At 57.0% G+C, this 23,386-nt stretch carries 22 protein-coding genes and 1 tRNA gene; 12 read left to right on the top strand and 11 right to left on the bottom strand.

The window, feature by feature from the left end:
• A partial coding sequence (locus tag FHS21_RS20300) for an FAD-binding protein (RefSeq protein WP_183663809.1) occupies positions 1–632 on the bottom strand: 632 nt, incomplete at its 3' end.
• Positions 633–730: 98 nt separating this feature from the next.
• Here FHS21_RS20300 and FHS21_RS20305 point away from each other — a divergent pair.
• Entirely contained in the window at positions 731–1,465 is a 735-nt protein-coding gene (locus tag FHS21_RS20305) for a metallophosphoesterase (protein WP_112551494.1), read from the top strand.
• A 13-nt stretch (positions 1,466–1,478) separates the two neighbouring features.
• Here the strand turns inward: FHS21_RS20305 and FHS21_RS20310 are convergent, their stop codons facing one another.
• On the bottom strand, positions 1,479–1,619 hold the full coding sequence (locus tag FHS21_RS20310) for a hypothetical protein (RefSeq protein ID WP_183663811.1): 141 nt from the start codon (positions 1,617–1,619) through the stop codon (positions 1,479–1,481).
• A gap of 178 nt (positions 1,620–1,797) precedes the next feature.
• Positions 1,798–2,496 carry a type 1 glutamine amidotransferase gene (locus tag FHS21_RS20315; protein WP_112526347.1) on the bottom strand — a complete coding sequence of 233 codons (699 nt, stop codon included), beginning with the start codon at positions 2,494–2,496 and terminating at the stop codon, positions 1,798–1,800.
• Between the two features lie 72 nt (positions 2,497–2,568).
• Here FHS21_RS20315 and FHS21_RS20320 point away from each other — a divergent pair, with 72 nt between their 5' ends.
• Positions 2,569–3,189 (top strand): hypothetical protein, encoded by a 621-nt coding sequence (locus FHS21_RS20320; protein ID WP_112551472.1) that lies wholly within the window; start codon positions 2,569–2,571, stop codon positions 3,187–3,189.
• Here the strand turns inward: FHS21_RS20320 and FHS21_RS20325 are convergent.
• Positions 3,164–4,078, bottom strand: coding sequence for a DMT family transporter (locus FHS21_RS20325; protein ID WP_112551493.1), 915 nt, complete (start codon positions 4,076–4,078; stop codon positions 3,164–3,166). The genes FHS21_RS20320 and FHS21_RS20325 overlap by 26 nt on opposite strands.
• A 131-nt stretch (positions 4,079–4,209) precedes the next feature.
• On the opposite strand from FHS21_RS20325, the gene FHS21_RS20330 reads away from it, so the two are divergent.
• From FHS21_RS20330 to FHS21_RS20355, 6 genes are all read left to right on the top strand, one after another.
• On the top strand, positions 4,210–4,647 hold the full coding sequence (locus FHS21_RS20330) for an Lrp/AsnC family transcriptional regulator (protein ID WP_112526022.1): 438 nt from the start codon (positions 4,210–4,212) through the stop codon (positions 4,645–4,647).
• Between the two features lie 20 nt (positions 4,648–4,667).
• Complete coding sequence (locus tag FHS21_RS20335; protein ID WP_112551471.1) at positions 4,668–5,402, top strand: 16S rRNA (uracil(1498)-N(3))-methyltransferase; 735 nt, start codon at positions 4,668–4,670, stop codon at positions 5,400–5,402.
• Between the two features lie 104 nt (positions 5,403–5,506).
• Complete coding sequence (locus tag FHS21_RS20340) at positions 5,507–6,880, top strand: glutamate--cysteine ligase (protein ID WP_112551470.1); 1,374 nt, start codon at positions 5,507–5,509, stop codon at positions 6,878–6,880.
• Between the two features lie 18 nt (positions 6,881–6,898).
• Positions 6,899–7,642, top strand: coding sequence for an SDR family oxidoreductase (locus tag FHS21_RS20345; RefSeq protein ID WP_112526029.1), 744 nt, complete (start codon positions 6,899–6,901; stop codon positions 7,640–7,642).
• Between the two features lie 81 nt (positions 7,643–7,723).
• Positions 7,724–8,659, top strand: coding sequence for a phosphoribosylaminoimidazolesuccinocarboxamide synthase (locus FHS21_RS20350; protein WP_112551469.1), 936 nt, complete (start codon positions 7,724–7,726; stop codon positions 8,657–8,659).
• A 78-nt stretch (positions 8,660–8,737) separates the two neighbouring features.
• Positions 8,738–9,886 (top strand): DUF937 domain-containing protein, encoded by a 1,149-nt coding sequence (locus tag FHS21_RS20355; RefSeq protein WP_112551468.1) that lies wholly within the window; start codon positions 8,738–8,740, stop codon positions 9,884–9,886.
• A gap of 136 nt (positions 9,887–10,022) precedes the next feature.
• Here the strand turns inward: FHS21_RS20355 and FHS21_RS20360 are convergent, their stop codons facing one another.
• Complete coding sequence (locus FHS21_RS20360; RefSeq protein WP_162701814.1) at positions 10,023–10,310, bottom strand: DUF1127 domain-containing protein; 288 nt, start codon at positions 10,308–10,310, stop codon at positions 10,023–10,025.
• Between the two features lie 214 nt (positions 10,311–10,524).
• Here FHS21_RS20360 and FHS21_RS20365 point away from each other — a divergent pair, with 214 nt between their 5' ends.
• Complete coding sequence (locus FHS21_RS20365) at positions 10,525–11,481, top strand: LysR substrate-binding domain-containing protein (RefSeq protein ID WP_112551467.1); 957 nt, start codon at positions 10,525–10,527, stop codon at positions 11,479–11,481.
• On the opposite strand, the gene FHS21_RS20370 is transcribed toward FHS21_RS20365, so the two are convergent.
• Positions 11,482–12,072 carry a DUF2585 domain-containing protein gene (locus tag FHS21_RS20370; protein WP_183663813.1) on the bottom strand — a complete coding sequence of 197 codons (591 nt, stop codon included), beginning with the start codon at positions 12,070–12,072 and terminating at the stop codon, positions 11,482–11,484.
• Between the two features lie 115 nt (positions 12,073–12,187).
• On the opposite strand from FHS21_RS20370, the gene xseA reads away from it, so the two are divergent.
• Positions 12,188–13,771, top strand: a complete 1,584-nt coding sequence (xseA, locus tag FHS21_RS20375; protein ID WP_112526041.1) for an exodeoxyribonuclease VII large subunit — start codon at positions 12,188–12,190, stop codon at positions 13,769–13,771.
• A 159-nt stretch (positions 13,772–13,930) separates the two neighbouring features.
• Here the strand turns inward: xseA and FHS21_RS20380 are convergent, their stop codons facing one another.
• From FHS21_RS20380 to FHS21_RS20390, 3 genes are read right to left on the bottom strand one after another with little or no spacing between them, the layout of a single operon-like run.
• Complete coding sequence (locus FHS21_RS20380; RefSeq protein ID WP_112526043.1) at positions 13,931–15,028, bottom strand: ABC transporter substrate-binding protein; 1,098 nt, start codon at positions 15,026–15,028, stop codon at positions 13,931–13,933.
• Entirely contained in the window at positions 15,025–16,425 is a 1,401-nt protein-coding gene (locus tag FHS21_RS20385; RefSeq protein ID WP_112551465.1) for a sensor histidine kinase, read from the bottom strand. The genes FHS21_RS20380 and FHS21_RS20385 overlap by 4 nt, the downstream gene beginning before the upstream one ends.
• On the bottom strand, positions 16,415–17,092 hold the full coding sequence (locus FHS21_RS20390; RefSeq protein ID WP_112551464.1) for a response regulator transcription factor: 678 nt from the start codon (positions 17,090–17,092) through the stop codon (positions 16,415–16,417). Before FHS21_RS20390 ends, FHS21_RS20385 begins: the two co-directional genes overlap by 11 nt.
• Before the next feature lie 1,026 nt (positions 17,093–18,118).
• On the opposite strand from FHS21_RS20390, the gene FHS21_RS20395 reads away from it, so the two are divergent.
• A complete protein-coding gene (locus FHS21_RS20395; RefSeq protein WP_183663815.1) occupies positions 18,119–19,210 on the top strand; it encodes an AbrB family protein in 1,092 nt (363 codons plus the stop codon).
• Between the two features lie 34 nt (positions 19,211–19,244).
• Here FHS21_RS20395 and FHS21_RS20400 read toward each other — a convergent pair.
• Positions 19,245–19,321, bottom strand: a tRNA-His gene (locus FHS21_RS20400).
• Between the two features lie 223 nt (positions 19,322–19,544).
• The gene (locus FHS21_RS20405) at positions 19,545–20,000 is read right to left on the bottom strand and encodes a phasin (RefSeq protein ID WP_112526051.1); all 456 of its coding nucleotides are present in this window, start codon (positions 19,998–20,000) and stop codon (positions 19,545–19,547) included.
• Between the two features lie 301 nt (positions 20,001–20,301).
• Between FHS21_RS20405 and FHS21_RS20410 the strand changes: the two genes are divergently transcribed.
• A complete protein-coding gene (locus tag FHS21_RS20410) occupies positions 20,302–23,370 on the top strand; it encodes a PAS domain S-box protein (RefSeq protein ID WP_112551462.1) in 3,069 nt (1,022 codons plus the stop codon).
• The last annotated feature ends 16 nt before the right edge of the window (positions 23,371–23,386 follow it).

A 23,386-nucleotide genomic window follows, 5' to 3' on the forward strand; every position in this document is an offset into this window, starting at 1 on the left:
CCGGTCATCAAACCAAGAAGATCATAGCCTTCCGTATCGAGATGCTTGCCGCCAAGCCGGACCACTTCGCCGGTGATCAGCACCATTTCGAGGCCGAGGACGTTGTTCGCGGTAAGCCCGTATTTCAGGCAGTGCACTCCACCTGAGTTCTCGGCAACATTGCCGCCGATCGAACAGGCAATTTGCGAAGACGGATCGGGCGCATAATAGAAGCCCTCGTGTTCGACCGCCTTGGTGATGCCGAGATTGGTTACACCGGGCTGTACGACGGCGACGCGATTGGGATAGTCGATTTCCAATATCTGATTGAAGCGCGACATGACCAGCAATACCGCGTCTTCGAGCGGCAGAGCGCCACCAGACAGTGACGTTCCAGAGCCCCGCGGCACGACCTTTACATTGTTCTCGTAGCAATATTTGAGGACGCGCGAAACCTGTGCCACGGTTTGCGGCAGGACCACCACCAGCGGCAGTTGGCGATAGGCGGTCAGAGCATCCGACTCAAATACCCGCATCGCATTGGTGGCATCGACGACGCCCTCGCCCGGAACTATTGCCCGCAGCGCCGTCACGATGTCCGAACGGCGCGACATGGTTGCGTCGTCGGCTTTCGGCATCAGTAGTCCGGACATGAACTTTCCCTTGTTACAGCTATTCCAGCATGTCTCGCTATGACATTATCCGCTTGGACGAGATATCGCACAACTACGACGCGAAAGACAATTGCACAATGAAAACAGTTGATTTCAAACATGCACGGGGACCCGACAGGCTGCGAGTCTATGCCATTGGCGATGTGCATGGCCGGCTCGATCTTTTGCAGGAAATGCATCGGCGCATTCAGGCGGAGAACGAGAAATCACCACCTTTCGATTGGGTGATTGTTCATCTTGGCGACTACGTCGATCGCGGGCCCGATTCAAAAGGTGTGCTTGATCTTTTGGTCAGTGCACAGAAGAAGACGCACCGGATGCTGGCTATCACAGGAAATCACGATATCGGCTTTCTGGAGTTTCTGGCGACTGGCGCCCCCAATGGAATGTTCGCACACAATGGCGGTCGCCAGACCGCGCTTTCCTATGGCGTTTCCATCGATTTCAACGATCTTGGATCTGTAGCGGCAGGACGGAACGCGCTGCTAGACGCGGTTCCCCCGGGGCACATAGAATTTCTTCGCGGCCTGAAGCGCTCGATGATTTTTGGAGACTTTTTCTTTTGCCATGCCGGGATACATCCGAGCGTCGATCTAGATCGTCAGGATCCGGAAGATCTCGTGTGGATCAGGGAGCAATTCCTTGGGGAGCCGCGGCTCTATCCGAAAGTCATCATCCATGGCCATACGCCCGTCACTGACGTGGAAATCAGGCCAAACCGCGTCAACCTCGATACCGGGGCGGTGTTCAGCGGTCGTCTCAGCGCGATCGCAATCGACGCCGAGAACAAGTTTTTACTGGAGGCCCTGTGAAAGACTCTGGCTATCAGCGGGAAGAGGTGCTCACGCCGTAACCGTCGCTGGAAACGGTATGGCTACCGGCATCTACCGAGAACAGACCTGCGCCCATGAAGAGGATGGCTGAGAGCATCACGGCAGTTAAAAGTGCAGCACTCTTGGTGGTCATTTCGGGCGTTTCCATCGGTTTCTATCGGTCTGGCTTCATGCCAGTTAACCAGTGTGGCCAATAAAGGACGCAATTATTACCAACTAGTGAATTGGAGACACGCTTCACCTGAATCCCGACATCCAATCGGATTCGGAATTAGGCTGTTGCCAAGTTGCAACGAAATCTCGATGCAGGCCTAAATCAGTGCCACCCAAGCGCGAGCGAGCGCCAGGCCGGCCGCATCTGCTTCAGCCCCGTCACGCTCCAGATAGGTGCGGTAATTGACGAGCCAATGAGGATCGATATTTTCGATCTGGTCATGAAAAACCCGTTTCCACTCGTCAACGAGCTTGGTATCGGCCTCGAAATGAAACTGGATGCCATAGACAGCACGACCGATACGAAATGCCTGGTTCCGGGTCATCTGACTTGAAGCGAGGTGTACCGCACCTTCAGGAAGCGTAAAGGTGTCGCTGTGCCAGTGAAAGATTGGAAACTTTTGCGGAACAGCCGAAAGAACGGGATCAGATTTCGCTGCAACAGTTCCGGTCACCTCGCGCCAACCGAATTCGGCCGAACGTCCCAGAAGGTTCTCTCCACCATAGCCACGCGCAACGAGCTGACTGCCTAGGCAAATTCCAAGAACCGCCTTGTCGGCATCACCGAAACGTTTAATGAGCCGTGCCAGTTCGGGAAGATAGGGATAGGCGTCATCATCGAGCGCGCTCTGGTCACCACCGAGTACGACCAGCGCATCATGATCCAAATCGTCGTCTGGCAAGATTTGATCAAGATAGGGCTGACGCAGATCGATTTCGGCGCCTGCTTCCTCCAATGCGCGTCCGACTTGGCCAAGGCCTGTATTCTGATAATTCTGAACGACGAGAACGCGCATGGAGCCTGCCTGATGGTCGCAATAATGGGAGTTCTCGGATAGCATGTGCTCTCCAGAGTCGAAAGCCGTCAAATGACCCTGCAAAACCGTGTCACACCTTTTGGCGATATTGTCGCTGCGCCATATCGTGGCGCGCTGATGGGAAATCGCGGCATCATCCATGATCCCGCGACGCGTACTTTGCTCAAGCGTCGATGGGCGATACGGGCCTGGATCATCTGCGTCTGCGAATTCAAAGACGTACGACGCGAGGTCATGGCGCGGCGAAGCTGGACCGAACTGTTCTTTTTAGACGAAGCGACTGCGCTCGCAGCGGGACACAGGCCATGTTTCTATTGCCAGCGGCAACGGGCGAAAGCCTTTCAGGCGGCGTGGGCTGACGGGAATAAAACATCGATTCAGCCTGCGCCTGCAATGGACGCGGCCCTGCGCAGGGAACGGCTGGATGCCAAGGGTGGCAAACAGCGGCATCCCATTGAAGGTCAAATAAAGAATCTACCGGATGGAACGATGATTGCCAGTGGCGATGAAGCATACACTGTCAAAGAAGGCGTGACGTATCTTTGGTCTTGGCAGGGGTACACACCATCTGATCCGCCCAGCCGCGATGTTATGCTCCTCACCCCGCCTTCAACCGTCCTGGCATTGAGGGCGGGCTATGACCCGCTCATTCGCTTGGGTATAATACCTTGACACTCACCGGAACCGACCTGCGGAATGTCCAGCCGAGGCTTGTACCTGCGGCAGCGATTAGAATAGCGGCGGATCCGATCAGCTGGCTTGGCTGCAAGGCGTGTCCGAAGGCGATGTAATCTACCAGAATTGCGGCTATCGGATAGATGAAGGAAAGCGAGCCCGTAATGTGCGTCGGCAGTTTCTGAATTGCGCTATAGAGCAGGATATACATCAGCCCGGTGTGAATCACGCCAATCGTTACGAGACTGCTCCATTCGCCCGTGCTTTGCGGAAGTCGAGCGAAGTCGGCGAATGGTGCAAGCATCAGGACGCCAACGCAGACTTGAATGAGGGCGATAAGGTGTGATGGAATGCCTTTCAGGCGTTTGGCCACTATGGCGGCGATTGCATAGAGAAAGGCTGCACCGAGCGACAGGGCAATGCCTTCCATATAGTCGGAGCCGTTATAAGCGCCTCCAGGTTTCGCCTGGACGATCAACAGCATTCCCGCAAAGGCGAAACCCAGCCAGAAAAGCTTGGTAGCGGTGAGTTTTTCCTTGAAAATCAACGCGCCCAGACCAACCAGCATGAACGGCTGGACGTTATACACCGTGGTGGCGATGGCAATGGATGCGCGCGAGTAAGCGGCAAAGAGCAGAACCCAGTTCAACACGATTGCTATTCCGCCAACAACGGCGAGTCCGAAGAGTTTCAGCGAAATGGCATCACGTCGCAGCAGCCCGAGTGCCCCGCAGACAGCGAGCAACGTCACAGCACCAATGGCGCAGCGCCAGAACACCACGGACAGGACCGGTTGGCCTGACATCAATACAAACCAGCCGATTGTCCCTGAAATGAGCATGGCGGCAGTCATTTCGACGCTGCCCCTGAACACATCTTTTTCCATGGCGAACACCTTTTGTTGATTTGCCAAGGGTATGCGCCAAGGGGCGAATTTGATATATGTCACGAAAGGCAAAACTCCCGCTTTACCTTCTTATTTGAGGCGAAACAAATGAGTGGCCTTAGGAGGAAATTATGCTTGATGATCTTGACCGAACTATCATCGAGATTCTTGTGCATGATGCGCGTATATCGCTAAAGGAGCTTAGCAATCAGGTGGGCCTGTCTTCGCCCAGCGTTTCCGAGCGATTGCGCCGCCTTGAAGAGAAAAAAGTGATCCGCTCTTTTACGATCGACATCGATCCCGTCGCTCTCGGCTACAGCCTCTCAGCCATTGTACGCGTCAGGCCATTGCCCGGCATGCTGCACATCGTCGAAAAGTTGATCCAGGAAACGCCGGAAATAACTGAATGCGACAAAGTCACAGGTGACGATTGCTTCGTTGGTAAATTACAATTCCGGACGATGGAACAACTCGACACGATACTCGACCGTCTATCGGAAAGGGCCGAGACAAACACTTCTATAGTCAAGTCGTCGCCGGTCAAACGCCGCCTGCCGCCGCTCAGCTAAATCCAACCTTCGGTTATTCAATGCGCGCAAATTACAAAATGCAGCGGCTCTACGTCACCGACAGTCTTGCCGCCGGGAAGCGCGCGGAGACGGGTCCGGAGGCCGTCAACTATCTGTCCAATGTATTGCGTATGAAGGACGGCGATGAAATTCTCGTTTTCAACGGACGTGATGGGGAATGGCGTGCGGCGTTGCGATTTGAAAGCAGGAAAAAGCTGTCCCTTGAACCGCTGGAACAGACTCGCCAACAGCCCGCCGCGCCCGATCTCCTCTATTGCTTCGCACTGTTGAAACAGGGCCGGCTCGACTATCTGGTCCAGAAGGCGGTGGAGATGGGCGCAGGCGTTCTGCAGCCGGTGATCACCCAGCATACGCAAGTTTCCCGCATCGGGATCGAGCGGATCGAGGCCAACGTGATCGAAGCAGCGGAACAATGCGGCGTGCTGGCGATCCCGCAAACGCGTGAGCCTGCAAAGCTTGAAAAGCTGCTTGAGGGCTGGGACAATCAGCGTCGCCTCATTTTCTGTGATGAGGGACATGGCACACACAATCCGCTGCCGCTGCTGCAATCGCTCCCGCGCGGCCCGCTTGGCGTGCTCATCGGTCCGGAAGGAGGCTTTTCCGACCAGGAACGCGAAACCTTGCGAAAGCTGCCCTTTGTCACCGCTATTCCACTGGGTCCGCGCATCCTGCGCGCAGATACAGCCGCCGTTGCGGCCCTCGCCTTGATTCAGGCGACGATAGGCGATTGGTGAGTTACAAATACTCTTGATGAGACCATAAGCGAAATTTGCTTGCGCTCCTGCACGAAAACGGTCAATCACGCGCGACGATCTCATCATCTCGGAAAGCACCATCCATGGCGCGCGATACGACAGACGAAACACCGATCACCGGCACTGAAGAACTGGCTACCTATCTTGCTCAGGGATCGAGGCCGGAGTCCGACTGGCGCATCGGCACCGAGCACGAAAAGTTTCCGTTTTACACGGAAGACAATAGCCCGGTTCCTTATGAAGGACCGCGCGGAATTCGTGCGATCCTGGAAGGCATGAAGTCCAAGCTTGGCTGGGAGCCGATCATCGACGAAGGCAATATCATTGGCCTACTCGAGCCTACTGGTCAGGGTGCAATCTCGCTTGAACCGGGTGGACAGTTCGAGCTTTCCGGTGCACCGCTTCTCACCATTCATCAGACCTGCCGCGAGTCCAACGCACATCTGGCTCAGGTGCGCGAAATCGCGGAGCCGCTAGGTATTCGTTTTCTTGGTCTTGGCGGCAGTCCCAAATGGACGCTCGCCGAAACGCCGCGCATGCCGAAATCGCGCTACAACATCATGTCCAACTACATGCCGAAAGTCGGCAAGGACGGCCTGAACATGATGTACCGCACCTGCACGATCCAGGTAAATCTCGACTTCTCGTCCGAAACGGATATGCGCCGCAAGATGCAGGTTTCGGTCAAGTTACAATCCATCGCGACGGCCCTGTTCGCCATGTCGCCTTTCACCGAGGGCAGGCCGAATGGGCTTCTGTCTTGGCGCTCCAACATCTGGCGCGACACTGACAACAATCGCTCGGGCGTTCTGCCATTCATCTTCAACGAGAATTTCGGCTTTGCCGACTACGTCGAGTGGGCACTCGACGTACCCATGTATTTCGTCATGCGTCACGGCCGCTATCATGATTGTACCCACGTGACATTCCGTCAATTCATGAACGGCGCTCTGAAGGATTCCATCCCGGAAGGTACGCCGAACATGGGCGACTGGACCAATCATTTGTCGACCCTGTTTCCGGAAGTGCGGCTGAAGCGCTTCCTCGAAATGCGTGGCGCCGATGGCGGACCGTGGCGGCGCATTTGCGCGCTCCCGGCTTTCTGGGTTGGGCTGCTCTACGATGCAGAGGCATTGGATGCAGCAGAAGCCATGACCTATGACTGGACCTACCCGGAAGTACAGGCGCTGCGCGACGAGGTTCCGGCGCAAGGCCTGGGCGCCACGCTGCGCAATCGGTCTGTGCATGAAATATCACGTGACGTGCTGGCGATTTCGCGGCTCGGCCTGAAGAATCGGGCAAAGCTCAACAGCGAAGGCTTCGACGAGACGCACTATCTCTCGTCGCTGGAGGAAGTTGTTGCGCGTGGAACAACATCGGCCGAACAGATGCTGTCGCAGTATAATACTGCTTGGGGCAGTTCCGTTGAGCCGGCATTTCTGGAATACGCCTACTAGTCAACGCGAGGATCGACCATGACCAAAACCATTCTGATTACCGGCGCCAGCCGCGGCATCGGCCGATCGTCCGCAATTCTAGCAGGTCAGAGGGGCTGGTCGGTCGGCGTCAATTATGTGGGCAATAAAGCTGCTGCCGACGAAGTGGTTGAGGCCATTATTGCAGCGGGCGGCAAGGCAAAAGCCATTCAAGGCGATGTCGCTGTCGAAACCGATGTCATCTCCATGTTCGAACAGACCGCCGAACTCGGCACTCTCGACGGTGTCGTGGTGAATGCAGGTATTGTTGCTCCTGGCTCGCGACTGATGGATATGGACATTGACCGTATGCGCCGCATCTTCGACGTGAACGTGCTTGGCGCCTATGTCTGCGCACGCGAGGGCGTACGCCATCTCGCCCGCTCACGGGGTGGCAATGGCGGTTCGATCGTTCTTTTGTCCTCTGCGGCCGCACGGCTCGGCGGACCGGGCGAATATGTCGATTATGCCGGATCGAAAGGTGCCATGGATACGCTGACGATCGGCCTGTCAAAGGAGGTCGGAGCGGAAGGTATTCGTGTGAACGCCGTCCGGCCCGGACTGATCGAGACCGATATTCATGCCAGCGGCGGCCAACCGGACCGGGCGCAGCGTCTTGGTGTTACCGCACCACTCGGTCGTGCTGGTACTGCCGATGAAGTCGGCCAATCCATTGTGTGGCTCTTGAGTGACGAGTCATCCTATGTGACCGGGGCCATCCTTGACGTAACTGGCGGACGTTGAGCCAAGCATTACAATTGTGACTCCCGCCGCCCGTTATCTGTGTTATGCGGGAACTATATCATTCATGCGGATTTCTGAACCATGCCGAAATACAAAGCGCTGTCCGAAGCCTATATTCCAGAATTGCCGAACTACTACAAAGGCAAGGTTCGGGAGAATTACGATCTGCCGGATGGTAGGCGCATCATCATCGCCACAGACCGCATCAGCGCGTTTGACCGCATCCTTGCGTCCATACCACTGAAGGGTCAGGTGCTGACGCAAACGGCACGTTTTCAGTTTGAACAGACGCAGGATATTTGCCCCAATCATGTCATCGAGTATCCAGATCCCAACGTATTGGTTTGCCGCAAGCTGACCATCCTGCCGGTTGAAATTGTCGTGCGCGGTTATCTTGCCGGAACAACCGGAACGTCGATACTGACGCTCTATAAGGCAGGTAAACGTGAAATGTACGGCTTCACCCTTCCCGATGGGATGCAGGACAATGAGAAGCTGCCAGCGCCGATCATCACACCGACCTCAAAGGCCTTCGATGGCGGCCACGACGAACCGCTGACCGCTGAGGATATCCTGAAACGACTTCTCACCAAAGGGCAGTGGGAAACGATTACTGGCTACGCGCTGAAGCTTTTCGCGCGGGGTCAGGAGATCGCCGCAAGCCGTGGTTTGATCCTTGCTGACACGAAATATGAATTCGGCACTGACGATGAAGGTAACATCGTGCTGGCCGATGAAATCCATACACCGGATTCCAGCCGCTATTGGTTTGCCGACAGCTACGCACCCGGCAAGCGGCCAGTCAGTTTCGACAAGGATTTCGTGCGCAACTGGGTCGTGGAACGTTGCGATCCCTACAAGGACGATATCCCTGAGATACCGGAAGACGTGATAGACGCAACGACGCAGGTCTATATTCAGGCCTACGAGAAGATCACCGACCGGAAATTTGAAGCCGGTGATCCGGCAGTCGATCCGCTGCAGCGTATTCGCAACAATCTGGCGAAATATTTCTAACGAGAGAAAAGTATTGAAGTCCGCATTACTACGGCGCTAATCTTCCTTCGCGCATCAGCCCGGAGGAGGATCGGCGCCATGAATCTCGTAGACATGTTTTTGAAGGCACAGGGCGGACAAGCAGTCGATGCCCTTTCAAACCAGTTCAATCTCTCCCAGCAGCAGACCGTTGCCGCCCTCGAGGCATTGATGCCCGCATTCTCCCAAGGTTTGCAGAGAAATGCAGCCGATCCAATGGGCTTTGGCGGCTTCGTCCAATCGCTGTCTTCGGGCCGACAGGTCAATTATTTTGATAACCCGCAAGCAGCTTTCGACCCCATGGGCGTCGCCAATGGCAAGAATGTTCTCGATCAGCTTTTCGGGTCGAAAGACCTGTCGCGAGCCGTCGCCGATCATGCTGCGGCTGTCTCCGGGGTCGGCGCGGATACACTAAAACAGATGCTGCCGGTGGTCGCCTCCATGATGATGGGTGGTCTGTACAAGAAATCGACCGGCCAGTTTGCTGCGGCCGGGCTTGGCGGTGGCAATGTTATCGGCGACCTCATCGAGCAAATGATGCGCCAGAGCGGCAGTCAATCGTCCGCCCCGCAGCAAAGTGCACCCGGCGCAGGCGGCAACCCATGGGGACAGATATTGGAAAGCATGCTCGGCGGAGGTGCAGCAGGGCAGCCACAACCGCAAGGCCAGGGCAATCCGATGGGAAACAATCCGCTCGGCAAAATATTCGAAGAGATGATGAAGGGTGCTGGCGGCGCAGCGCAGCAAGCCCCGGCCCCGCGTGGCAGAGCACCCCAAGACGCAGCACCTCAGGATACGGCCCAGGGACAAAACCCGTTCGGTGATAATCCGCTGGGGAAAATATTCGAGGAAATGATGAAAGGCGCTGGTGGGTCCGCTGCGCCGCAAACACCAACGCCGCGTGGCATGCCTCAGGACAGTGCACCTCAAGAGACGGCTCAGGGGCAAAATCCGTTTGGCGACAACCCCTTGGGTCAGATTTTCGGAGAAATATTCGGTGGCGGTGCGCAGCAGCGTCCAGCACCGCAATCACCTCAACCACAGCCGCAAGCTCAGCAAAGAACGGCGCCTTCCGCCCCTTCGGATAATCCTCTGAAAGACATACTCGGCCAGATGTTTGATACGGGTAAACAGACGAACGATCAGTATCAGAAAGGTCTGGAATCAATCTTCGACCAATATAAGCGCGGTATGGATCGGTACCGCTAGAGCGTCGGACGGTAAAATAGACAAGAAAAAGCCCGGCCACGTGCATGAGCAATGTGGGCCGGGCAGGAGGCAGGCGGGACGCCGGGAGGGGATTCCGGCGTGAATGGGCGCCTGCTAAACAGTCAAATCGTCAGCTTTAAATGATCGAGCGGGCAGCGCGAACGCGCGACCGTACATCGGCCAATGCGCCCAGTCTTTCGCTCGGGTCATCGAGAAGCGAGGTGCCAATTGCCGAATGAAGATCGGCACGGGTGACGCCGATATCATGCAGCATTTCGTCATTCCACTCGCCGAGGCTCATAATCGTTTTACGATTACGACGTGCGACGATTACTTGCCTGACAAAGTTGGCAGCCTGCGACGCAAATGCTGCGATCGAGCGGGTGAAACCAGTTACTTCAATCATTCTCGTTGTCGTCGTCATCGCCGTTACTCCTTTTGAAGGGCGATCAAGAAAGTTAAACCGCGCGAAAACCATTTTCCGCGCACCACGCCGCGTTATCCCTTGAACCACTCTTAGGACACCGACGCTTCCTGAACATTTGCAGGATGATCCATAATAATTGATTATTCAAACGAATGTTTTTAATGTAAACGTTCAATAATAATGATGGATCAACCATTCCGGGAACATTGCCATGAACGCACCGCTTGATCTCGACCAGTTGCAAACATTCACGGCTATTGCCGACCTAGGTAGTTTTACAAGGGCCGCCGACAAGGTGAACAAGACGCAATCCGCCGTTTCGATGCAGATGCGCCGGCTGGAAGAGCGCGTTTCAAAATCGCTTTTTGAGCGCGACGGCCGCACCAATCGACTGACGGAAGATGGCGAACGCCTGCTGGCCTATGCACGGCGGATGCTGCAACTCAACAACGAAACCATCGCAGCTTTTGATGATACGCAACTGCAGGGACACATACGCATCGGCACACCAGACGATTATGCCGACCGGTTTCTGCCGGAAATCATGGCGCGATTTTCCCGTTCCAATCCCCGCGTCGAGCTATCGGTTGTCTGCGAGCCCACCGTCAATCTCGACGAGATGATCCGCAAGGGGCAACTCGATATTGCGCTCGTAACCCAGTGCGACGAGCAGCGGCGATCGGAAGTCGTGCGCAGCGAACAGCTGCTTTGGGTTACCTCAGCCCACCATAATGTGCATGAAGAACAAGTACTTCCGCTGGCAGTCGGTCGCCCGACCTGTATCTGGCGCGCTGCCGCGGTGGATGTTCTGGACAGCATGCACCATGACTACCGCATTCTCTTCACAAGCTGGTCGGCTACCGTCTTGGCAGCGGCAGTGCTGGCGGGCCTTGCTGTCTCGATCCTGCCCGAGTGTGCTTTGCGCCCGGGAATGCGCGTTCTGACGGAGGCCGACGGTTTTGGCCGCTTGCCGGAATTCGGCATCGGCATCATGCGCGGCCACACCAAGCCTTCCGCGATCGTCGATGCGCTGGCACAGCACATTGTCGAAAGTCTCGACAATTTGTCGATGCCCTCTCCCGTGAGCGTGAGCCAAGCTTCGGCGCCGCTCATGGCAAATCAGCGTTTGCGGCAAGTCCGTGCAGCGGAGCTCGTTCCTGGCTGGTGATCACATTCCCCCTTGCCATGTCTTCACTGCGTCCAGGGGATAGAGCAGCATAAGTATGTTGAGGCTGAGATTATCGCGTATGACCCAGCCAGCCAGGAGCTCGAAGAAGATCGCCAGCACGATCGTCAACCAGAGAGGGGTTCTGGCGGCAAAGAAGAAGCCTAGTACCATGAATAATATGTCGCTGACGGAATTCAGAACACTGTCGCCGGTATAGCCCAGCGCGATCGTGGCTTCGCGGTAGCGATTGATGACCATGTCGGTGTTTTCAAAAATCTCCCATGCGGCCTCGACAACGATAGCCATCAGCAGGCGCTGACCGATCGGCAATCTACGGGCGACAAGCCAGAAAATACCGTAGAACAGGAAGCCGTGGATAATATGCGAGAGCGTGTACCAATCGGTGATATGCTGTGAATTATCGGACGAATTCGTCTCGCCAACCCACAGCTTTATTGTTCCACAGGTACATATCGGGTTGCGGCCCATCCAGAGCAAGATCGCTGCAGCGGCAGCAATCATGAGCGCTCCTATCAGCAGATAATGACGTAATTTCAAACCTTTAGAACTGGCGGCAATATCTGTTGGCATGTGGATTTCCCCTTTTTCCGACTCTTGCGGATAGGCGATATTCTTGAAGCTTGCAATGGTGCAATCAAGGATTGCCGAGGCTTGACCCTGACGGCAGGGGGACTAGGAATAGCGCATGAGCGAAAAGCCCGAATCTGCATCGAATGTTGCCGAATATACCGTCTCTGAAATATCCGGCGCGTTGAAGCGCACGGTCGAGGACACTTTCGGGCACGTAAGGGTTCGCGGCGAGATTTCCGGGTATCGCGGCCCGCATTCGTCCGGCCATGCCTACTTCTCGCTGAAAGACGACAAGGCACGTATCGAGGCGGTTATCTGGCGCGGTTCCATGAGCCGGCTGCGTTTCCAGCCGGAAGAAGGCATGGAAGTCATCGCCACGGGCAAGCTGACGACTTATCCCGGCTCGTCCAAATACCAGATCGTCATCGAGCAAATGGAACCGGCCGGCGCCGGCGCACTGATGGCACTCTTGGAGGAGCGCAAGCGCAAGCTTGGTGCAGAGGGGTTGTTCGATCCCGCGGCCAAGCGACGACTGCCCTTCATGCCGCGCATTATCGGCGTTGTCACATCGCCGACCGGCGCTGTCATCCGCGACATCATCCACCGCATCACCGACCGTTTCCCGCTGCATGTTCTGGTCTGGCCGGTACGAGTGCAGGGCGAGACTTGTGGCGCTGAGGTTGCCAATGCGATCAATGGTTTCAACGGGTTAGAACGGGGTGGCGTTCTTCCTCGTCCCGATGTCCTGATCGTAGCGCGTGGTGGTGGCAGCCTTGAAGACCTTTGGGGATTCAACGATGAAGCCGTCGTGCGCGCGGTCGCCGCATCACAAATTCCCATCATTTCTGCCGTCGGTCACGAGACCGACTGGACGCTGATCGACCTTGCCGCGGACGTTCGCGCACCAACGCCAACTGGCGCCGCAGAGATGGCTGTGCCGGTCAAGGCAGATCTCCGGGCACAGGTCGCAACGCTGGGCGCCCGGCTTGCCTCGGGCATGTCGCGCTATCTCGATCGCCGCCGTCAGGCGCAGCGGGCGCTTGCCCGCGCCCTGCCCTCAGCGGATCAGTTGCTTGCACTCCCACGCCGGCATTTCGACGAAACCGCAGGCCGTTTGGGCCGTGCCTTACAGGCGAATACGCAGAAGAAACGCGGCGAGTTCGATGGCTGCGCAAGGCAGTTATCGCCGCGGCTTCTTCAGCAGAAAATTCGCGAAAAGAAGATTGAAATCAAGCGCTTGGACAGCCAGCTGCCGCGTTGTCTTGCAGCATTTCTGCACAAAAGACGCGCAGTTTTCGACCGGCAAGCCGCACGGCTTTCGATTGAACCTGCCGCGCGGCTGGCACAGAGAGACCGGCAACATCTTCAACAGCTGGACCGGCGTCAGGTCCAAGCCGTCAATCTGCTGATCGACGGCGCGAAACGGCGCAGTGGCGAACTCGAGCGCCTGCTCAAAACCCTGTCATATCAAGGGGTTCTGGAACGTGGCTTCGCCGTTGTCCTCGACCCCTCAGGCACGCCGATCAAGCGAGCGGGAGCTGTTGCCAGCGGCGATGAGCTCACTCTCAAGTTCCAGGACGGTGACGTACAAGCTGTCGCAAAAGATGGTGAAGAACGTCGATCGCAGCCGAAAACAGAGCGTCCCGCCCCAGCCAAAAAGCCCCCTGTTCCGGCTGGCTCGCAAGGCTCGCTCTTTTAATTATTCGCGTCGCCACAACCATTTTTCTCGCCAGAGTTGAAAAATTCGTTCCAGATTCGATGATTCATGTGTGAGAATCGGGACTTCTTGTGTGTGAATCGAATATTCTTGCAGAGAAATTGTCCCGGTGTTGCGATCCGCCGTTCAAAATCGGGTTTGCTATTCTCGCGTCCAGGCGGGACTGTTCAATTCAATCAGAGATTGTGACCAGTCTTCGATGAAACGCTGACGTTGCGCTCTGTCCTGCACCGCGAGCAGAGCCGGGCCGATGCGGATCGGCTGGGCAACGCCGGACTCTTTCAAATTTTGCGGACCGTCGACGCCAGGCGGCAGTTCACCACTTTCCGTGAAATAGAACGCATTGGTTCGCGCCACGGATTGACCCCGCTCTGACAGGAGATAATCGAGGAACCGTGCGCCGAGATCTGCTCGCTGTGCACCTTTCGGGATAAGCGCACCACGGCTCAAGACGAGCGTATAATCACGCGGCACTACCACGCCTAATTCCGGGTGACGCTGGGCGGCGTCGTAGGCATAGGAACCGAGCATATTGTAGCCGATGTAGAGATTGCCCTTGGCGACCTCCTCCAGTATCTCGCCCGTGCAGCAACGAGCCACCGCGGAGGCACGCGCCATGCTCTCCAGCAGGCGGCCGAAGACGGTCGTCGTTTGCCGCGCATCATTGAAAGCTAGAAGATAACCGATCCCGGACAGGCGAATATCATAGGTGCCGACACGGCCGCGATAATAGTCGAGCCGCTCGCGCAGAAGATCGGCGAGTTCGACATGGGTACGGGGAACCTCAGCTGGCGGAACCTTGCTCCTGTTGTAAACGAAAACCGCGGGCTCATAGGTAAAGCCGAAGACCTCGTCGCGCCAATTGGCCCACTCTGCGACGCGAAGGGTTTCGGGCGACGTGTGCGCCGCGGCGCAGCCGTCATTGGCGAGCTTGAGCAGTTGGTCGACCGATGACGACAAGAGCAGATCGCCGAGCGGTTCCTGTTTGCGGCAGGCCTCGCTGGCCAGGGCATTCAGTTCGTTGGTCAGATATTCATTATAGTCAATCGACACATCCGGCGACGATTTCTGAAAATCCTCGATCAGCGGTTTTATCGCGACCAGATCTGTCGTCGAGTAGATCGTCAGCGTGCCTGCGTCCGGTTGTACAGCTGGAAACAGCGTTTTGTTGCTTTCAGCGGCCAACGCTTGTGCTGCGGTGAAACCAGCCACCAAGAGCGCGAAACAGATCCGGATCATTTTGCCACTCCCCTATACAGCGGCAGGCTCAGAACCACGGTAAAGCCTCTTTCGTCGCGCGCCCGAAAGCTCAAGGTGCCGCCATGGGCATTTGCCACTTCCTGGGCAATGGCGAAGCCAAGACCAGAGCTGCCTTCACGCGATTTCGACGTGGCAAAGCGCTGTGTCGCCTTCTCCCAGCTTTCAGGTGGGATGCCGGGACCATCATCCTCGACCTCGACAAAGGCTTGCGTGCCGCTGGCGCGTACCCGCACCTCCAGCCGCTGATCCGTGCCATGCCGCAAAGCGTTGTCGATGACGTTGACAATAGCTTCGCGCAGGCTGACTGCGTCGCCGAGAACCAAGGGCCGGTCATCCGGCGCTTCGAAAGAAATGACGATATCCGGATCGACCGTGACCGGAATAGCGACCCGATAGGCGCGCCTCGCCACATCGACAAGGCTGATCGGCTCCAGCTGAACGGAATCGGCGCGATGAATCACCATCGCATGGCTGAGCAGCTGGTTGGTCAACCGGGAGAGTTCGCTTGTTCTTTCCTTGACCCGATTAAAATGCTGGCGGCCCGCCTTGTCGAGTTTGCCGGTCCCCAGAAGATCGATCTGTGCCGTCAGCGCAGTCAATGGCGTGCGTATCTGATGTGCGGCATCGGCAATGAAACGCTGCAACAGATCGACGCGTTCGTTGAGCCTTCCCATGAAATGGTTGATCGAGCTGACAAAGGGATCAAGCTCACGCGGCACGTCGACTGTAACCGGCGTCAGATCATGCGGATCGCGGCCACGGACTTCCGTCCCCAACTGTTCTACCGGCTGCAGCGCATAGCGGATCGCCAGCATGGCACCTGCGAAAGCCAACAGACTCATGATGAAGACGAGGATCGTCGCGCGCAGCGTGAGCTCGCGGGTCAAAGCCAATCGCGCCTCATTCGTCTGGGCTACGATGACATAGGCACGACCCGAGACTGCAGGATCGGCGAGGATCCGCGTCGCATGGGCGATGCGCACGGGCTCACCCTTGTAGACGCCCTCTTCCACGCTCAGAGGATCTTGCGCGCGCTCCAGTGGCGTCGGGGTCTTGAGATCGTCGTACCCGGTCAGGGTCTGGCCATGCGTATCGATGACGCGGTAGAAAATCCGGTCGCGATCCGCGAGGCCGAGCAATTCGAACGCAGAGGTCGGCAGACGTGCAGTCAGTATTCCATCCTCCACCGAAAGACTTTCCGCCATCTGCAACGCCGCGCCAACGAGCAGGCGATCATAGGCCTTGTTCGCGGCAGTCTCGGCATAATACCAGGCGGCACTAACGAGCAGGGCGGCGCCAATGAAAAGGACAAATGAAATGCGCCGGGCGAGACGCCCGAATAAAGAAGGCCCGTGTTGCAGAGCTTCAGGGCGCATCGCCAGGTACCAGCTGATAACCGAGCCCACGCACGGTGACGATGTGCGCCTTGGCGCCCTCCAGCTTCTTGCGCAAACGGCCTATATAAAGTTCGATCGCATTGGCGTTCGCCGCTTCGTCGAAACCAAAAATCTGATCGAGCAGTTCATCCTTGCTGAAGACGCGACCCGGCCGGCCAACGAGAACTTCCAACAGGGTCAGCTCACGCCGTTTCAACTGTACTTCGCGCTTGCCGACGTGCACGGATCGCGTTCCGCGATCGACGGCGATATCGCCGCATTTGATGAGGTTGGTTGCCTCGCCTCCCGTGTGGCGGCGCATCAGGACGCGCGCCCTCGCCTCCAATTCGCGGAAGTCAAACGGCTTTACCAGATAATCGTCCGCCCCAAGATCAAGCGCTCCAACCCGGTCGTCGATTTCAGAACGCGCGGTCAGAATAAGGACGGGAACCGCATTGCCCGATTTGCGGATGCGTTTGAGGATCTCAAAGCCATCCATGCCCGGCAACATGACATCGAGAATGATCAGCGCATATTCGGTGAAATCGATGATTTCGGCTGCATCCCGCCCATTGGTTTCCCAGTCCACGGCATGCCCTGTCGCCTCGAAACGCCTGGCGATTGCCTCTCCCACATCATGCGTGTCTTCTACGAGCAATATGCGCATGGCGTTTCATTCGCATGAAACATCAAGGGCCGCAAACAGTAAAAAAGGCACAGAGCCAGCCGCTCATGCAACCGCGCAACCGACTATAGCGAAGCGTTTCAACCGGCGTTCGTGGCGTCGATGCCTCAACCAAGCGATGAATTGAGAGCATTCAGTTTGGAGGCAGAAGCAGTCTGCGCCGAGCCAGCCGGTGCATCGAAGGCGATTGGCCACTTCCACCGCGGCAAAGGCCTTGCTTCCAACTTGGAGGTAAAGCGATGTGGTTCACACCATGTAGCGTTACCCTCATCATAAAAAGAACCCGGACAGGCTGGTCAATGTCTTTCCGGGTTCACTTTATGAAATGAGGAATGGGGGCGGACGAAAGTTCGTCCCCGCTCCAAGATTGAACATAGCAGTTCTGCGGATTTTTCCAAGTTTCAAAATGCCCTGTGTTTCTGGCTCTTTTGTTGAACGCTGAAGGACAACTGTGCAACCGATTGTTTGCAAAGCGTTTCAACCCGGCGTTCGTTGCCTTGGCTCATGAAGCAAGCGATGAATCGATGTGAATTCAGTTTGGAGGCAGAAGCAGTCTGCACCGAGCCAGCCGGTGCATCGAAGGCGATTGGCCACTTCGACCGCGGCAACGGCCTTGCTTCCAACTTGGAGGTAACGCGATGTGGTTCAAACCATGTAGCATTACCCTCATCATAAAAAGAACCCGGACGAGCTGGCAACTCACCATCCGGGTCCATTTTATGAAATGAGGAATGGGGGCGGACGAAAGTTCGTCCCCGCTCCAAGATTGAACATAGCAGTTCTGCGAAATTTTCCAAGATTCAAATGCTCCAAACAGAGGTGGACGGCGCGCAACAGAAGATTATCCTGCGGCCAACTTTGTTGAGGCTGGTGGGACATTGGGGCGATGATAGTTAGTGATGCTTTTCCAAATGGCTTCCACAAAGGCGAAAAGCTCCGCTCATGTATGCCGCTTCGGCAACGTCGTCTCATTACGCAGCGCCTCTCCCGGCTCTCCAACGGTTCCCAATGAATGTTCCTGAATGGATCGGCGGCATCCTTGGCGGCGGATTGAGCAGTCGCGGCATTGGGTTGCAATGGGCGATTTTGCTCGGATTATCGATCCTGTTCTTCTTGCTTCTGCACGCGACTCATCTGCCGGCAGCGCTTCTACTTGGGCCGATGGCCGCGGCCATTGTGGTGGCTGCAGCGGGCGGTTCGATCCGCCTTCCGATGCATCCCTTCATTGTCGCTCAAGGGGTGATCGGCTGCCTGATCGCGCTCAGTATTCGGCCCGCAGCGCTTGCCGAGATTCTGCACGACTGGCCCCTCTTCCTGGTGGTCATTGGGTCTGTTCTTATGGCAAGCAACGCGCTCGGCTGGTTGCTGACACGCTGGCAGGTCTTGCCCGGTACGACCGCCATCTGGGGCTCATCTCCCGGCGCAGCTTCGGCGATGACGCTGATGGCCGAGGCTTTTGGTGCAGACATCCGCCTGGTAGCATTCATGCAATATCTACGCGTGGTCTTTGTGGCAATCGTCGCCTCGGTCGTGTCGAGTATATGGGTCACAGCTCCAGCGGCTCGGGTGCCGGAAATCGTCTGGTTCCCGTCCGTTCCCTGGCTTGGTCTTGCACAAACCTTGATACTCATAGTGCTTGGAAATTCGCTCGCCGTGCGACTGCGCATCCCTGCTGGGCCGCTTCTGGTGCCGCTTGTCGTGGGTGTGGTCCTGCAGAATACGGGTATGATGGAGATCGTATTGCCGCCCTGGCTGCTTGCCGCGGGCTACGCGTTCGTCGGCTGGAATATCGGCTCGCGCTTCACACGACCCATTCTTGTTCATGCAGCGCGTGCTCTGCCCCGTGTCGTCGCCTCCATCCTGACCTTGATCGCGATTTGCGGAGGAATCGCCGCCATCCTCGTATGGGTAGCCGACGTGGACCCGCTGACGGCTTATCTGGCGACCAGTCCCGGCGGCGCCGATTCCGTTGCGATCATTGCGGCGTCCAGCGATGTCGACGTGGCATTCGTCATGGCAATGCAAACATCGCGTTTCATCATCGTACTTTTGACGGGCCCCGCCATTGCCCGCTTCATCGCAAAGCGAACAGGAGTTTAAGACCATTTTGGATTTAAGGAGTTTCGTGAAGAAATGGTACGGACGGGTGGGCTCGAACCACCGACCTCAGGAGCCACAATCCTGCGCTCTAACCAACTGAGCTACGACCGCGTACCGTCATATTTTTGACAGGCGTCACATACGAAGGATTGACGCTTTTTGCAAGTGTTCGATGCAACAAAGACAAGCACAAACCGAAAAAAGAAAAAGGCCGGGGGAGGATCCGGCCTTTTTCCATCAGCGCAAGACCAGGCGGGAGGAGCCATGAAGTCTTGCTTCCCCTACGGCCGGGAGGAGGAGTGCCGTCGGGGTATTTCTTGCGTCCAATCACCAATTAGGCGACCTTGACGTCCTTGATTGCCTTCTCGACAGCCGACTTGACCGGTGCGGAGATTTCTTCAACGGCCTTCGAAGCAACAGCCTGGAATTCCTTGGCCTGACCGGAGATGGCTTCAGCCTGCTTGCGAACGAATGCGCTCTGCAGTTCGATCACTTCACCAAAGGACTTCACGCCGATCAGCGCTTCGATGTGAGCGAAGCCGGCTTCGGTGTTGGCGCGGAATGCAGCCAATGCCTTGAGCGAAAGAGCGGCGCCATTCGACTGAGCAGTTTCAAAAGTGGTTTCAAGCGTCTTCTGGGCAGCTTCGGCCTGATCCTTGATCTTGGCATAAGCTTCCTTGGACTGAGCAACGCCCTTTTCGGTGAATTCGCGAACCTGGTCGGTTACAGCGGTTGCATCGAAAGTAGGGATCGAGAACGCATCGGCAGTCTGTTTGGTGGTCTTGCTCATAACAGGTTCCTTCCTTGGTGCAGATGGTCATTCGCCTCTGCAGCTGATTTCATGACCCCTATATAATCCAGAATATGGTGCGTTGCAACATTTATTTTGCAGTGCACAATCGAGCGCCTCTTTCTAAATCGAAATTATTATGTGGACGGTTGTATTGCCGCGACGGAAGTTAACTAAACCAAGAGAAAGACATGTAAGATAGAGGGCTGCGAGTGGACGAGTGACGGCTGGATCATTATTAACAAAGTCTTAAGAACATCGCGAGGATGCGACTATTCGATCGGAGCATGCTGGTCAACATATGGCGTCTGGAACTTATCCATTCATCGACATCGCCGTCCTCGACGAGATCCGCGAGCACTTTGCCAATGGCGATGCGCTCGTCGTGATATCGCAGGATCTGCAGAACGTCATCTGGGCCAATGGCCAAGGGGCGTCGATGCTTGGCTATGCGTCGATCGACGAGATACTGGGTGGCGGAGCGGTGCTCGGCATACAGGCACGGCGGCAGCTGATGGCGCTGGATGGTTTTCCTGCCATCGGGCACGGACGCACTGTCTCGTTACGCATTGCCTTCGGGCTTTCCAGCCGCATCCTGACATTCCAGGCGAGCGATCTGAAACTGCCGCGCGGCGAACAGGCCATTCTTCTCTCCATCGCCAATGCTGATCGGGCAAGCTCCGGAAAGCAGATCGCAGCATTGGCAATCAAGGGCTTTGGCGACCGGACAACGCATGCGGCGATGATCGACGCCAATGGCGGCGTGATCGCCGCATCGCAGCAGTTTGCCAGGCTCGCATTCAACGACAAGATCCTCGGCGATCTCGTGCGGGAGGTGCGGCTCGAGCGCGACCGTTTGGTCAAGCGCCCAGTACAGACAGCGAAGGGCACTATACCTACCGGCATTGCAAGACTGACCGACAGCCCCGCAATGCATCTGTTGTTTGCGATCGAGCCGGAGATTGTGGACGGGCAGACAAGCGAGATTGCGGCGCAGCCAGAACTTGCCGTTGTGCCCGAGGCGCCCATTGCCGATGCGCAGGTAGATCATGCAGCGGCAGCGCCTCAAACATCCTTTGCGCTCGAGCCATCATTCGAAGACACGGAAACACCTTCGGGCGTTTTCCAGTACGTACCATCCGAGGCGCCGGTGCGCTTTGTCTGGAAGGTCGACGCGCAGGCGAATTTCAGCGAGATATCACCAGAATTCTCGGCCGCTGTCGGACCGCAATCGGCGTCGATCATCGGCAGATCTTTCCGGGCCGTGGCTGCGAGCCATGGGTTCGACGAAAATGAGGAAATCGCCGCGCTTCTCGAGCGCCGCGACACATGGTCGGGACGGACGGTGCTATGGCCAATCCAAGGCACGGACCTGCGCGTGCCGATCGAGCTTGCGGCACTGCCGATCTATTCGCGTGACCGGGCATTCCTGGGTTTCCGGGGGTTTGGCGTGGCCCGCATGGGTGATGTCACAGCCGATCCGAAAGCCGCCGGCAAGACATTGAAGGACGGACAAACGGACGTGCTGAGTGCCACCGTAGACATGTTCAACGGGGAAAAACCCGCTCTAGAGATCACGCCAGATACAACGGACAACATCATTCCGCTCAAGACGCAGCGGCCCTCACGCGACGACGGGCGGCTGAACGATGCCGAACGCAATGCATTTCGCGAAATTGCCGAAAGGCTGCGCCGCGAAGTGCTGGGCGACGGCCCGAAGAGCGGTCGCGACGCAGAACCTGCGCCTGCTGCACCTCCGGCTTCGAAGATGAAGCCCGAGGTTCCGGATGCGGAAGTGGTCGGTCCGGGCTATGCCGTTGCGGAACGCGATAACAAGGACGAACTCGCCCGGCCTGAGGATTTTGCGGTCAACATCCGCGAACAGGCTCGGCAGGGCGTCGACACGTCCCTTCTCGCCGCCCTGCCCTTGCCGGTCCTGATTCACCGCCAGGGCCAGATACTTTATGCAAATCCCGCGCTGCTGGAGAGCATATTGTATGCGTCTGCCGAAGCGATAAACGATGCGGGCGGCTTGAGCATCCTCTTCGCCGATGAAAATGACGATGGCAGAGAGGACGACGAAGCCGGCATGAACCTGCGGCGCAGCGATGGCTCGGTGATGCGGGTGCAGGCGCATCTGCAGGCGGTCCGCTGGGACGAAGCAACCGAGAATGGCGAGCGCGCGCTGCTGCTCGCATTGTCGCCGCAAGCCCCGACTGCCGATCATTTCGAGATGAGCGAACGCCAGCTCCTGCAGACGCGCATCGATGAGCTCAGCGCCATTCTCGATACGGCGACCGACGGCGTGATCCTGCTCGATTCAGCCGGCTCGATCCGCTCCGTCAACCATTCCGCCGCTGCGCTCTTCGGCTACGAGCCGGAGGAGTTGACCGGTAAAGCCTTCTCCATGCTCTTCGCCATCGAAAGTCAGCGCGCGGCGATGGATTATCTGAACAGTCTTTCGGAAAATGGCGTCGCCAGTCTGCTCAATGACGGGCGCGAGGTGATCGGCCGTGAAGCCCAAGGCCGCTTCATCCCCCTGTTCATGACCATCGGCAAGCTTGATGCCTCCAAGGGCTACTGTGTTGTCCTGCGTGACATCACACATTGGAAGCGGGCTGAAGAAGAGCTGGTCAGCGCCCGGCGAGAGGCGGAACGTACATCTGCCCAAAAGAGCGAATTTCTGGCACGCATCAGCCATGAAATCCGCACACCGCTCAATGCCATCATCGGCTTTTCCGAATTGATGGCGGACGAGAAGTTCGGCCCTATCGGCAGCGAACGCTACCGCGACTATCTGAACGATATCAGCCGCTCCGGCAATCATGTCCTGTCGCTGGTCAACGATCTTCTCGATATTTCGAAGATCGAGGCCGGAGCCGTCGAGATGGATTTCGAGGCGGTTTCGCTCAACGAAGCGCTGACGGAAGCCGTCGCCATCATGCAGCCGCAAGCGAACCGCGAGCGGGTTATCATTCGTTCGAGCCTGACATCGCGGCTGCCCGACATTGTCGCAGACCATCGTTCGATCACCCAGATCGCGCTCAATCTCTTGTCCAATGCCATCCGGTTCACCGGGCCCGGCGGCCAGGTCATTGTCTCCACGAGCTATGAGGCGAGCGGCGATGTGCTTTTGCGCGTGCGGGACACGGGCATCGGCATGACGCGACAGGAGGTCGAACAGGCCCTGCGGCCCTACAAGCAGATCACCACGCCGAAGCATTCTCGAAGCGATGGTACCGGTCTTGGCCTGCCGTTGACCAAGGCGATGGCCGAAGCCAACCGCGCCAATTTCACGATCGACTCCAATCCCGGTCGCGGAACAATGGTCGAGATAACATTTCCGTCCACGCGTGTTCTTGCTGAATAGACGGCCAATTCACAAA

This window comes from Phyllobacterium trifolii, from assembly GCF_014192095.1.
GTDB classification, from domain to species: Bacteria; Pseudomonadota; Alphaproteobacteria; order Rhizobiales; family Rhizobiaceae; genus Phyllobacterium; species Phyllobacterium trifolii.

What these genes read in the sequence shown, in the direction of transcription:
- xseA (WP_112526041.1), top strand. Translation starts at nt 12,188, where the DNA reads ATGAGCGAAAAGCCCGAATCTGCATCGAATGTTGCCGAATATACCGTC.
- FHS21_RS20320 (WP_112551472.1), top strand. Translation starts at nt 2,569, where the DNA reads ATGACCCTGCAAAACCGTGTCACACCTTTTGGCGATATTGTCGCTGCG.
- FHS21_RS20380 (WP_112526043.1), bottom strand. Translation starts at nt 15,028, where the DNA reads ATGATCCGGATCTGTTTCGCGCTCTTGGTGGCTGGTTTCACCGCAGCA.
- FHS21_RS20350 (WP_112551469.1), top strand. Translation starts at nt 7,724, where the DNA reads ATGCCGAAATACAAAGCGCTGTCCGAAGCCTATATTCCAGAATTGCCG.
- FHS21_RS20395 (WP_183663815.1), top strand. Translation starts at nt 18,119, where the DNA reads ATGAATGTTCCTGAATGGATCGGCGGCATCCTTGGCGGCGGATTGAGC.
- FHS21_RS20305 (WP_112551494.1), top strand. Translation starts at nt 731, where the DNA reads ATGAAAACAGTTGATTTCAAACATGCACGGGGACCCGACAGGCTGCGA.
- FHS21_RS20340 (WP_112551470.1), top strand. Translation starts at nt 5,507, where the DNA reads ATGGCGCGCGATACGACAGACGAAACACCGATCACCGGCACTGAAGAA.
- FHS21_RS20385 (WP_112551465.1), bottom strand. Translation starts at nt 16,425, where the DNA reads ATGCGCCCTGAAGCTCTGCAACACGGGCCTTCTTTATTCGGGCGTCTC.
- FHS21_RS20390 (WP_112551464.1), bottom strand. Translation starts at nt 17,092, where the DNA reads ATGCGCATATTGCTCGTAGAAGACACGCATGATGTGGGAGAGGCAATC.
- FHS21_RS20330 (WP_112526022.1), top strand. Translation starts at nt 4,210, where the DNA reads ATGCTTGATGATCTTGACCGAACTATCATCGAGATTCTTGTGCATGAT.
- FHS21_RS20410 (WP_112551462.1), top strand. Translation starts at nt 20,302, where the DNA reads ATGGCGTCTGGAACTTATCCATTCATCGACATCGCCGTCCTCGACGAG.
- FHS21_RS20310 (WP_183663811.1), bottom strand. Translation starts at nt 1,619, where the DNA reads ATGACCACCAAGAGTGCTGCACTTTTAACTGCCGTGATGCTCTCAGCC.
- FHS21_RS20370 (WP_183663813.1), bottom strand. Translation starts at nt 12,072, where the DNA reads ATGCCAACAGATATTGCCGCCAGTTCTAAAGGTTTGAAATTACGTCAT.
- FHS21_RS20355 (WP_112551468.1), top strand. Translation starts at nt 8,738, where the DNA reads ATGAATCTCGTAGACATGTTTTTGAAGGCACAGGGCGGACAAGCAGTC.
- FHS21_RS20405 (WP_112526051.1), bottom strand. Translation starts at nt 20,000, where the DNA reads ATGAGCAAGACCACCAAACAGACTGCCGATGCGTTCTCGATCCCTACT.
- FHS21_RS20365 (WP_112551467.1), top strand. Translation starts at nt 10,525, where the DNA reads ATGAACGCACCGCTTGATCTCGACCAGTTGCAAACATTCACGGCTATT.
- FHS21_RS20325 (WP_112551493.1), bottom strand. Translation starts at nt 4,078, where the DNA reads ATGGAAAAAGATGTGTTCAGGGGCAGCGTCGAAATGACTGCCGCCATG.
- FHS21_RS20335 (WP_112551471.1), top strand. Translation starts at nt 4,668, where the DNA reads ATGCGCGCAAATTACAAAATGCAGCGGCTCTACGTCACCGACAGTCTT.
- FHS21_RS20315 (WP_112526347.1), bottom strand. Translation starts at nt 2,496, where the DNA reads ATGCGCGTTCTCGTCGTTCAGAATTATCAGAATACAGGCCTTGGCCAA.
- FHS21_RS20345 (WP_112526029.1), top strand. Translation starts at nt 6,899, where the DNA reads ATGACCAAAACCATTCTGATTACCGGCGCCAGCCGCGGCATCGGCCGA.
- FHS21_RS20360 (WP_162701814.1), bottom strand. Translation starts at nt 10,310, where the DNA reads ATGACGACGACAACGAGAATGATTGAAGTAACTGGTTTCACCCGCTCG.